The organism is Clostridium bowmanii, assembly GCF_018861315.1.
Lineage (GTDB): Bacteria > Bacillota > Clostridia > Clostridiales > Clostridiaceae > Clostridium_AD > Clostridium_AD bowmanii.
On record NZ_JAHLDL010000017.1, the window covers coordinates 88,691 to 99,536 of the forward strand.

The 10,846-nt window shown below is 30.9% G+C and carries 10 protein-coding genes and 3 pseudogenes; 2 read left to right on the forward strand and 11 right to left on the reverse strand.

The features are described from left to right. Position 1 precedes the first annotated feature (1 nt). Positions 2-151 (forward strand): annotated as a pseudogene (locus KPL51_RS12935) (HAD hydrolase family protein); the annotation flags it as partial. Between the two features lie 126 nt (positions 152-277). Here the strand turns inward: KPL51_RS12935 and KPL51_RS12940 are convergent. From KPL51_RS12940 to KPL51_RS12990, 11 genes and pseudogenes are all read right to left on the reverse strand, one after another. Next, positions 278-484 (reverse strand): hypothetical protein, encoded by a 207-nt coding sequence (locus tag KPL51_RS12940; RefSeq protein WP_216162119.1) that lies wholly within the window; start codon positions 482-484, stop codon positions 278-280. Between the two features lie 442 nt (positions 485-926). Next, positions 927-1,112, reverse strand: a complete 186-nt coding sequence (locus KPL51_RS12945; protein WP_187353002.1) for an alpha/beta-type small acid-soluble spore protein — start codon at positions 1,110-1,112, stop codon at positions 927-929. Positions 1,113-1,337: 225 nt separating this feature from the next. Next, positions 1,338-1,516: pseudogene (locus KPL51_RS12950) on the reverse strand (sigma factor-like helix-turn-helix DNA-binding protein); the annotation flags it as partial. Positions 1,517-1,582: 66 nt separating this feature from the next. Beyond that, positions 1,583-2,224: a hypothetical protein gene (locus KPL51_RS12955; protein ID WP_216162122.1), complete on the reverse strand. Its 642-nt coding sequence runs from the start codon at positions 2,222-2,224 to the stop codon at positions 1,583-1,585. 149 nt (positions 2,225-2,373) lie between these two features. Further along, positions 2,374-3,450 (reverse strand): polyamine ABC transporter substrate-binding protein, encoded by a 1,077-nt coding sequence (locus KPL51_RS12960; protein WP_216162124.1) that lies wholly within the window; start codon positions 3,448-3,450, stop codon positions 2,374-2,376. A gap of 53 nt (positions 3,451-3,503) precedes the next feature. After that, the gene (locus KPL51_RS12965; protein WP_216162126.1) at positions 3,504-4,286 is read right to left on the reverse strand and encodes an ABC transporter permease; all 783 of its coding nucleotides are present in this window, start codon (positions 4,284-4,286) and stop codon (positions 3,504-3,506) included. Then, on the reverse strand, positions 4,286-5,143 hold the full coding sequence (locus KPL51_RS12970) for an ABC transporter permease (RefSeq protein WP_216162128.1): 858 nt from the start codon (positions 5,141-5,143) through the stop codon (positions 4,286-4,288). The genes KPL51_RS12965 and KPL51_RS12970 overlap by 1 nt, the downstream gene beginning before the upstream one ends. Positions 5,144-5,151: 8 nt before the next feature. Continuing rightward, on the reverse strand, positions 5,152-6,225 hold the full coding sequence (locus KPL51_RS12975) for an ABC transporter ATP-binding protein (RefSeq protein ID WP_216162130.1): 1,074 nt from the start codon (positions 6,223-6,225) through the stop codon (positions 5,152-5,154). Positions 6,226-7,147: 922 nt separating this feature from the next. Further along, positions 7,148-7,348 carry a hypothetical protein gene (locus tag KPL51_RS12980; RefSeq protein ID WP_216162132.1) on the reverse strand — a complete coding sequence of 67 codons (201 nt, stop codon included), beginning with the start codon at positions 7,346-7,348 and terminating at the stop codon, positions 7,148-7,150. A gap of 305 nt (positions 7,349-7,653) precedes the next feature. Further along, positions 7,654-8,043, reverse strand: a complete 390-nt coding sequence (locus tag KPL51_RS12985; RefSeq protein WP_216162134.1) for a hypothetical protein — start codon at positions 8,041-8,043, stop codon at positions 7,654-7,656. 738 nt (positions 8,044-8,781) lie between these two features. Beyond that, positions 8,782-10,232, reverse strand: a pseudogene (locus KPL51_RS12990) (pyruvate formate lyase family protein); the annotation flags it as partial. Between the two features lie 106 nt (positions 10,233-10,338). Between KPL51_RS12990 and KPL51_RS12995 the strand changes: the two are divergent. Continuing rightward, positions 10,339-10,578: a transposase family protein gene (locus KPL51_RS12995; RefSeq protein ID WP_216162136.1), complete on the forward strand. Its 240-nt coding sequence runs from the start codon at positions 10,339-10,341 to the stop codon at positions 10,576-10,578. Positions 10,579-10,846 lie beyond the last annotated feature (268 nt).

Consider the following 10,846-nt stretch of genomic DNA (forward strand, 5'->3'; position numbering starts at 1 on the left):
TTCTAATGACTTACCAATACTTAAATATGTTCCCAATAGTATTGCTATGGGCAATAGCACTCCATTTTTATTTGACTTAGTATCTTTTGTTACAAAAGATATTGAGGACGATGGAATTGAACATGCATTAGTTCACTATGGAATTATATAATTAATATATACAATTTTAACGATATTAATTAATTCAGTATTTTATAAATATATGCAAAAACACAGTAAAGAAAGTATAATTCTACTGTGTTTTCTCATTTTAAAATTTTGAAGTAATTTACTTTATCTAATTTTTGTTTCTAGTTCCTTCGTTAGCAGCTTGTATTCCAGCATTCCCATTAACCTTAAATCCATTTTTAGCATTTTTACTATCTAAACTATTAGCTATAAGACTTTGATCCTTTTGTTTTATGGTCGTATTTTGGGTCAGACTATTTCCACTATTAGGTATAATATTTTGATTGTTTTCAGCTATGGTTTTATTTTGACTCATAAAAATCCTCTCCTTTACTAATTATTCTATATTATAATGCCTTTAACTTTATATACTTATACCAAAGTAGAAGTTGTAGTGAAAAAAAGTTTTAATTCAAAAAATCAATTTTGATTATTCACTTAAGCACGCATAACACTAATTTTTTTATATCATGTGATTCCAATCCAGTAACAAAATCCCATACTGGTTATGTGGAATAGGAACATTTTTAAACAAGGTAAATAATAGATGTACTATACAAATTTATAGAATTGTAATTTCAATATAAAACACTTTAAAAATAGCCACTCTCTTAAGGAAAGCAGCTATTAACTGACGCTTACTTTATTCGTAAGCTATATAATATACTATTCATAATGTATTAAAAAGATCACACATTTAAAATTTATATTTTATTAATTTGTAAAAGGGAAAAAGGGAGCTAATTGCTCCCTTTTAATTATAAATTGTTTTCGTAAGTTTCTACCATTTTCTTAACCATTTGTCCGCCAATTGAACCTGCTTCTCTAGAAGTTAATTCTCCATTGTATCCATCTTTTAAAGTTACACCAACTTGACTAGCTGCTTCCATTTTAAACTTGTTTAGTCCTTCTCTTGCTTGTGGTACTAATGTTCTGTTTGCCATATAAATTTCCTCCTCTTTAATAATTATGATTTTCTTTTATGCTATTATCTTGTGCATTATTATAAAAAAATACTCATTGTAATTTAAGTCTATATTATTAAAATAATATAAAATTAGAAGGTTATGTTAAAAAGATTTAGGTATTATATACAATCTTATTCTTATATAATAATTGTAAAGGTAAGTCTCTAAATAAATGTATGAGAAAAGGTCCTACTAAAGGACTTATATATACTTTCTCATGTGTTTTAAGGCATTTTCTTCAACTCTTGATACCTGCGCTTGTGATATTCCTCATCGGCCACTTCCATTTGTGTTTTCCCGTAGAAAAACCTCATCTTTAAAATTATTTTTTCTCTATCTTTTAATTTTTTTAATTCCTCTTTAATTGATATATTTTCAACTCGCATTTAGTCAACCTTTCACACAGTTTCATACATTCCTTGAAACTGTTGCTAATTACTAAGGTATTAGGTTAATAAGTCTAAACTAACAAATCCACCACCAAGCAGGGTTGTGTCAAACCATTTAACCAAATCTATTTTTTTGATAATTCCATTGTCCAAGATATCTATGTGAGCGGTACTTTCATCTTCTGCATATTCTAGTGAGATAATTGTCACCCAGTGCCAAGAATCTAGTTGCTTTTCACCCCCATTATCTAGATTAAGAAATGCAATTGGCGTATCATTACACAATGCTTTGTCCAAAAACAATAATAAATGGCTAAAATCAGGGCGAAGCAACCTATCCCCTTGTATGTTTATAAAACCAAGCTTAATATTTAATGCTCTTGATTTAGAATAATTTACAACAGAGTCATAGAGCAACTTTGTTGTGGGAATTCCATGCATTGTCGGAGTTACATGATGCCAGACACCTTCCATCATTAATAGTGCCTCACTCTTAGTAATCATGTGAAGTTTCTGACTAGATCCACTCCGCATACACTTAAGATAATAAACAATATTTGTTACAACAGTAGGGCCGCATCCAGATCTCCGTTGCCATTCAGTCATATACCATTCCTGATTACAGCCATAATAGGTAGTCAAATTATCCTCATCCATTATTTTGAATATATCCCTGTATTTAATTGTTCTTGTGACCATAATTCACCCCCCTTTTCTAAAAATAAAATGTCTAATAGCACTTAGTTTTCTTTAAATTATCTGTTTAACTTTACAAATAAACATGAAGCCATTTAGTTTGGACCTCACGTTTATTCGTCTTAAGTCAAAATGCCATCTTATAGTTTAATCTATTGTTGTTTAAATTCTGACCAAATTAAATCATAATCTTTAGATGCACTACCAGCATCCTCTAAATGTTTTGCTTTAGTGAATTCTTCGTTAGGTACATATATTGCTTTGTTATCAAGAACACTCTTCGGCATAAACTGCTTAGCTGCTGTAGTAACATTAATATATTCTATACTAGTTGTAACTTCACTGCTTACTTTACCATCAAGTACATAGTTTATAAATTTTTCTGCATTTTGTGCGTGGGGTGCTTTTACTGGTATTACTAAGTTATCTGTTTCAAACTGCATTCCTTCTTTTGGATAAACAATTTTAAACTTTGAATTACCTTTAAGTGCTGCTGATGCCTGTGAACCCCACATAACTCCAATATTTGTATCTCCATTAATTAAGCTAGTCATTGGTGTATCAGCATCAAATACTTTAACGTTAGCTCTTAACTTTTTAAGTTCTGCCTTAGCCTCTGCAAGTTTTGCTGGATCTGTTTCATTGATACTATAACCAAGTTTTGTTAATGCCATACCTATAACAGATCTTGAGTCTTCTAATAAAACTTCAGATCCTTTTAACGAAGAATCCCATAAATCGCTTATTCCTTTAATATCTATTTTAACCTTATCTGGATTATAAACTATCATTTGGCTCCCAAGTGAATAAGGCACTGAATACTTATTGGTCTTATCATAATATTGACCTAAATAAGCCTTATCCAAATTCTTATAATTAGAAATTGCAGATTGATTAATAGGTTTAAGTAATACACTTTTCTGTTTTGCCATATTCTGAACCATATAATCAGCGCAAATTATTACATCATATTGACCACCTTTAGCTGCTTGTAACTTTGCTAGCATCTCTTCATTTGTTGAGAAGTTGCTATAATTGACCTTAATTCCTGTGCTTTTTTCAAAGCCTTTAACAACAGTATCTGGAACATAATTTGCCCACGTATAAATATTGACTATTTTTTCAGTATTGGACTTTGTTGTACTTGATTTTGAGCAACCTACAAGTGTAATGCCTATAACTGAAACTGTAAATAAAATAATTAGTGCTTTAAATTGCTTTTTTAACATACAAATACCCCCTGATTTTCTTGATAAGTATAAAATTTTGTTCTAAATGTATTTTATTTATCTCTATTAAGTTTTATACCTTGTGATAATATTAAAACAAAAAAAGTTGTCAATAACATGATTGTACACAATGCATTTATTTCAGGTGAAAGCCCAAATTTTAGCATTGAAAATATTTTAATTGGAAGTGTGGTACTTTCTGGTCCACTTATGAAAATATTTATTATAACATCATCTAGTGATAATGCAAACGCCAGCATAGAACCCGAAATTATTGCTGGAAAAATAGATGGAAGTGTAATTGTTCTAAACACAGTAATTTTTGAGGCGCCTAAATCCATTGCTGCCTCTTCAATTGACATGTCAAAGTCTGCAAGTCTTGATTTAACATTTATAAGTACAAATGGTATACAAAATGTTGTATGTGCAAGTACTAATGTAAATATACCAAAATCCAATTGAAGCACTGAGAAAAATACAAGTAGCGATATTCCCATAATTATTTCTGGGATTACAATTGGAATATAGAGAAGTAAATCTATAATTCCTTTTCCTTTGAACTTATGCCTCTTTAGCCCAAGAGCTCCAATCGTTCCAATTATTGCTGAGATAATAGTGCTTAAAGTTGCAATGGTTAAACTGTTCATAAGTGCATTAAGTACATCGTCATCATTAAATAACTTGGTGTACCAATCAAGAGTAAATCCACTAAAAACTACATTTGACTCAGCAGAATTAAAGGAGTACATAATAATTATTACAAATGGTACATATAAAAATGCAAATATACAAAATATATATGTTCTTTCTACTACTTTTGATAATTTTGAATCCATTAGAACACCTCCGTGTCTAATTTTTTACCAATGATTTTTACATAAAATAAAATTAAAATTAAGGATATAAAAATCATCACAATTGATAACGCAGCGCCAAATGGCCAATCGTTTGCTTGTAAGAATTGATTTCTAATAAGATTTCCAATAAGCATTACATTGCTTCCACCCATTAGGTCTGGTATGAAAAATAGCCCTACAGAAGGGACAAACACTAAAATGCAGCCAGCAACTATTCCTGGCATAGTTAGAGGTAATGTAATGCTTATAAAAGTCTTCAAGCTACTTGCCCCAAGATCTTTAGAGGCTTCTAAATAAGCTTTATCCAGTTTATCTATAGAATTGTACAGTGGAAGCACCATAAAAGGAAACATTGTATATATCATTCCAATCATTACTGCTCCATAGGAATATAACATCTTTAATGGTTCCTTAATAATTCCAGTTATAAGTAGTATATGATTTAATGATCCATTGGTGCTTAAGATTACAATCCAGCCATAAGTACGTATTAATGAATTAGTTAAGAATGGTGCCATTATTAAAAGCATTATTACAATTTTATATTTTTTTATCTTAGTTGCAAAGTATGCAAAAGGATATCCAAAAACCAAGGTAAATAACGTTGTAACAAATGCTACTACTATAGAGTCCCAAAACACCTTAACATATAGTGAACTGGCCATTCTTGTATAATTTGAAATTGTTGGTATATATACTATGGAACCGTCATCCCCTCTTTGCATAAAACTAATAAACACAATATACAAAAGTGGTATTGCAACAAAGAAAAGCATCCAGAAGGATATTGGCCCTATAGTTAAACCCTTTAAAATATATTTTTTTTTCTTTTCCATTTTTTCACCTAACCTTCTTCAACTATAACTACATCTTCAGGTTCAAAGGACATCCAAACATCACTACCTATACCTATTAAGTCCTTTTTTTTATCATAATCGCAAGCTATAATTTCCAGCCCGCTTTCAAGTTCCATAGTAGTTTTAATAATAGATCCGATATAGCTATGTTCTTTTATTATTGCTTTAAGTCCAAATTGTGATTTTACCTTACTATACTTAATGTTTTCAGGTCTTATTAAAATATAACTTTCTTTATTTTTCGAATTTTCATAATTTTTATAATCCACATTCATCTCATTTTCACCAAAGTGAACAGATATCTTTCCTTCGTCTATCTTTTTTATTTGAGCCTTAATTAAATTGGATTCTCCAATAAAACTTGCTACAAATTTTGTTTGTGGCCTCTCATATATATCTTCAGGTGTGCCTACCTGCTCTATAACTCCTTCATTCATTACTGCTATCCGATCAGACATATTAAGCGCTTCCTCTTGGTCATGAGTAACATATACAAAGGTAATCTGTAATTTTTTCTGCAGTTTTTTGAGTTCAACTTGCATTTGTCTCCTAAGTTTTAAATCAAGCGCACCTAAAGGTTCATCTAAAAGTAGTATTTGCGGGTTATTTATTAGCGCCCTTCCTATTGCAACTCTTTGTTTTTGACCACCGCTTAATTGGTCTGTTTTTCTTTTTTCATATCCCTCTAGTTGTACTAAATTAAGCATTTCTATAACTCTTTTTTTTATTTCTACCTTATTAACCTTTCTGATTTTTAGACCATAGGCTATATTATCATATACATTCATATGTGGAAATAATGCATAATTTTGAAATACTGTATTTACATTTCTCTCATTAGGCTGTTTATTTTCAACATGTTTGCCTTCAAGTAGAAGACTACCACTTGTTAAAGTTTCAAAACCTGCTATTATTCTTAATGTTGTTGTTTTCCCACAACCACTTGGCCCTAGTAGTGTTAAAAACTCACCTTTGTTTATCGTGAGCGATATATTCTTAATAACTTCTTGATTTTCAAATTTTTTTACTATATTATCCATTTCTAATATAACTTCTAACAATTTTTAAATCCCTCCCGTATCACTTATGCTACAATTAACAATTTTTAAGAATTACTTCATACCATAATATTAATTAATTGATGGTATGAATGAATTAAATATGGTCCACCTTCCTAAACACAAAAATTATAAATAACTACTTTAATGTTACCAAACAATAATACAGGTTTAATAGTGTTACAATTATTATACTACATTATAATTTTTTTTGATTCTCTTGGGTAATTTTTATGATTATTATTTATTATATAACATCAATATTGTAAATGGTTATCGTACAATTCAATAATTGTATTTAGATATAGTATACAAGCCATTTAAATTATTTATGTGTAAAAATACAATGAACTAAAACGAATTGATTTCATTTATTATTTTGACGGATTTTTGACGAATATTTTTTCCAAACAGCTAGAGCTTGTATCTAGCTGTTTTCTATTTCTTTAATTATTTCGTCCAAGACATCGTAAATATCTTCTTCATCCTCTTTATCTTTTACTCCCTCCATAATTTTATCCCCCTCATCTTATTTGTCTAATTTTCCATATGTATCCTTAGTATATTAATAATAACACGTTCACATAAATAGAACAAGTGTTCTCATACAGTCAACAAGATATTTGCCTATTTCCTATAGTCTATATCTTGCTTAATCTCCTACATTATAAATCGGAATCCTATCGAGCACCTCGATAGTTTCGACATTATCACACTAAACACTTACAAAATGCCCTCTAATATCTTATATACAAACATATTTAAAATATCATCAAAGTCTATGGATAATTATAGATTAAAAATAAAAAATATTAGAAAATTAAAAAATATGTCAGTGATAAAACTTGCAAATAAAATAGGAATAAAAAAAGCACTGGTCAATGGATGTACTCCATAATCCGGTGCCCTTTATCTGTTAGTTTACTTAGTTAATTATATCCGCCATTACTAATGGAATAGTTATATTTCCACCCATGGTAGATTCATAAGTGTAAACACCTTGAGATACTCCTTTAAGATTAATAACATCATTTTCTAATATTCTTGAATCTACTATACTAGGCTCATATCCAACCAACAGTATAGTATCATAATCATCATTTACTGCAACTCTCAAAGTTACCATTGTAGCTTCTTCTGTAACTTGTATTACCGTTCCCGAAAATTTAACTTTTTTATTTTTAAATTATCAGGTGTTCTAGCTAATTGAGAATATGTTATTCCGGTATCATATGCTACCTTTTTTGCTTGTGCTGCAGCAGCTGTAGCTCTTTTATCTGATAATATTTTTGCATCAGCTACTTTTTTATCTGATATAGCCTTTGCATCTGCTATCGCTTTAGCTTTAGCACCATCTTTAGCCTTTTGAGCTGCAATTACTTTTGAATCTGCATCAGCTTTGACTTTAACGGCTGCATCATCTTTAATTTTCTATTCTGCCTTTGCTTGAGCATCTACTTTTAGTTTAGCTTCATTTTTAGCTTGAGCATCTAGCTTTGCCTTTGCATCTGTTAGTAATTTAGCATTAGCTTGAGCCTCCTCTTGAACCTTGGCATCCGCTTTTATCTTTTTATCTGCTTCTAGTTTAACACTTGCAACCAATTTTTCTTGCTTAAATTGTGTTGAATAGAAATTAGGCAAGTTGACAAATATTATTGACATAAAAATAATAACTAGCAGTGTTCCAATAGCTTTGTTGGATTTCTTCCTTGATTTGAATAATTGTAATTTATTTCTAATTCCGCCTACATTCGCGATTAATATAAATGGTATAAATAAAAATAAAAATCTTTCAATAAATGTTATTATTTTATAACCCACTGTAATTCCTTCAAACATTAACAAAAAAATATCATAAATAAATAGCCTATAATTGCAATGATTTTCTTCCACTTTTTTTCTGTCCTAAATCCTGGTACTTATTTTAAAAAATTATTCATTGATCTTATCCCTCTTTGGTTTCATGCATCTAATCATATTACAATTTACATTTCTATATAACTTTTCATATTCCTTTAAAATTTGACAAAAACATTTAAAAAAATACCTGATGCTAGTAACTAAATAACCTCAGGCTCTATAAAACATCATATTATTTTATTGTATTTAATGAATAAAATTTATATAATAGTCTATAATTTAAATATCCTTTTTTATTTTAACTAACTATAATACTGCGCTGGACCACACCGGTGCAGGTGGATATTATTTCTAAATCTTAAATAATATCCACCTGCAGGTACCCAACTCATATCTAATCTCAAATAGCTTATTAGCTCCATTAACCACCCTTTGGCACTTATAAACCAGCATATTTTATGTTTAGTGAGACACTGTACAACAAGTACAACAACCTATTAAACTCTCACTTCTTTTCTTTTTATACTCTTTTACACGTATAACATGTTGATACCTTTCTTGATAGTTCATCTAATAAAAATACTCCGAACGAAATAAATTGTGACTATTTATTTTTGTTGGAAATGGAATTCAAGTAAAAAAAGAGCATTTCTGCTCTTTAAAACTAGTTCCATATATCTTTAGTAAGTTCTGTACATTTTACTCTATCACTGTACGACTGATGATTTCATCCTGTACTTCCTTGAAAAGTTCGACAAAAAGGCACAGTATCCTGCAACACGAACAATAATATCTCTATATTCTTCAGGGCGACATTGAGCTTGTAGTAATGTTTTGTTATCGACGCAATTGAATTGCATCTGAGCATTACCCATAATTGAGGCGGTGCGTAGCAAGGTAATCAATCCCTCCCTACCTTCAGGAGTATTCAAAGAACTACTGCTTATTTTAAAGTTATGAGCCATTCCAAGACTCATTGATTCAACATTAATCTTGGATACAGACTTTATGATTGACGTCGGCCCTTTTGTATCAGCGCCCTGAGAAGGACTCATTGCGTCAGACAGTGGTGCACCGGAAAGGCGCCCATTGGGTGTTGCTCCAATCATCTCTCCCAAAGGTGTATTAAATGACTGTGACAAAGTGCCATGGATTTGTCTTGCATAAAGTGACTTGTGCTGATTGATTCTGTGTTCTGTATAATCAACAATATCAGTGGCAATTAGATCGGCATAGTTGTCGTCATTACCATATTTAGGTGCATAAAGGCAGTCATGAAGTATTTGTTCGTGCCCTTCCCAATTGGCATCAAGAGCATTTTTAATATCTGTAAGTGTGTATTTTTCATCATCATAAACAAGTTTTTTAATCGCAGCCATACTGTCGACATATGTACCCAGTCCTGCAAATATTGTTCCCGGTCCTTCATAAAGAACAGCTCCACCGGCAGTCACATCTTTACCTGTTTGCATGCAACCGTCAACAAACAGTGACATATAAGGAGTAGGCGTAACATCTCTAAAAATTTGCTGTATTAGAACAGTACCCCTAGCATTCATCTCCAGCAGATAGTCAAGCTGTCGTTTCACAGCAGTATCAAATTGTTCATAAGTGGTCAATGCTTCCAGTTCTCCGGTATCTAGCCACTGCTTGCTTCCATAGGACTTAAGAACACCACGATTGAATACCATTTCAATTGTAATAGGCCATTGTGTAAATCCACCTACTGTCCACTGGTGAATACGTCCGGATTTTTGCGGTTCCACACATCCCATAAGACAATAGTCACGAGAATCTTCAAAATCAAAGCCTTTCCTGAGCATCATTTTAATATGCGCATCATCAAAATGACACGCAGGCATACCGCTGCCGGCTTTGATAATTTCCACAATTTTTTCTAAATATCTGTGTGGAGATTGATTATAGATACGGCAAGCAAGTGACGGCTGGTATATCTTAACTTTTTCCACAGCGTCCATAATCAGATATGTTAATTTGTTTGTGCCATCTCCTCCTTCACGTTTCTGTCCACCTACAGTCATGTTGATAAAAGGCATATATCCCGCAAAATACTTGACGCTAGCTTGCGGTGTATACCAAATCATTTCTGAGCATTTGATCATGAAACAACCCATAAGTTCAAAAGCCTGCTCTTGTATATGTTAATCTAAAACTGGTTCTTTCCAATGTTAGTTTAAACGTGTACTAAAATGTAGTATAATGGAATAAATAGAACATTAGAAAAGAGGCCATTTTATGGATGAAATTATAAAGTTATTAGATAAAAATTTAGACTATGAAAGTCATACGATTATAGATGATACAATTTTTATAAATACAATATCTAACCGTGAAGAGGTTATATGCCCTTATTGTGGTAAACCTTCCTCAAAAGTACATTCTCATTATAAAAAAACTTTTCAGGACTTGCCAATCCAAGGGAAAAAGGTTACAGTTATTTTAAACAACAGAAAAAATGTTTTGTTACAACCCTGATTGCAATCGTACTACTTTTTCTGAAAGTTTCATTTTCTTAAATTTAAAGCTAAGAAAACGAACAGATTAGAGAATGAAATTATAAATATAGCTATGAAGGTTAGTTCACTTACTGCTACAGATTTTTTAAGAAAAAATGTTGCTGAAGTAGGCAAAAGTACGATTTGCAATCTCTTAAAAAAAAAGCGCCAATTATTGATAAAGAGAAAATAACAAAAATATGTATCGATGATTTTGCTATAAAAAAAAGAGAATCATATGGAACCAT

Bases quoted from the DNA above. Each gene is read 5' to 3' on its own strand.
- KPL51_RS12955 (WP_216162122.1), bottom strand. From the start codon at position 2,224: ATGGTCACAAGAACAATTAAATACAGGGATATATTCAAAATAATGGAT.
- KPL51_RS12940 (WP_216162119.1), bottom strand. From the start codon at position 484: ATGAGTCAAAATAAAACCATAGCTGAAAACAATCAAAATATTATACCT.
- KPL51_RS12945 (WP_187353002.1), bottom strand. From the start codon at position 1,112: ATGGCAAACAGAACATTAGTACCACAAGCAAGAGAAGGACTAAACAAG.
- KPL51_RS12965 (WP_216162126.1), bottom strand. From the start codon at position 4,286: ATGGATTCAAAATTATCAAAAGTAGTAGAAAGAACATATATATTTTGT.
- KPL51_RS12960 (WP_216162124.1), bottom strand. From the start codon at position 3,450: ATGTTAAAAAAGCAATTTAAAGCACTAATTATTTTATTTACAGTTTCA.
- KPL51_RS12995 (WP_216162136.1), top strand. From the start codon at position 10,339: ATGGATGAAATTATAAAGTTATTAGATAAAAATTTAGACTATGAAAGT.
- KPL51_RS12970 (WP_216162128.1), bottom strand. From the start codon at position 5,143: ATGGAAAAGAAAAAAAAATATATTTTAAAGGGTTTAACTATAGGGCCA.
- KPL51_RS12980 (WP_216162132.1), bottom strand. From the start codon at position 7,348: ATGGTAACTTTGAGAGTTGCAGTAAATGATGATTATGATACTATACTG.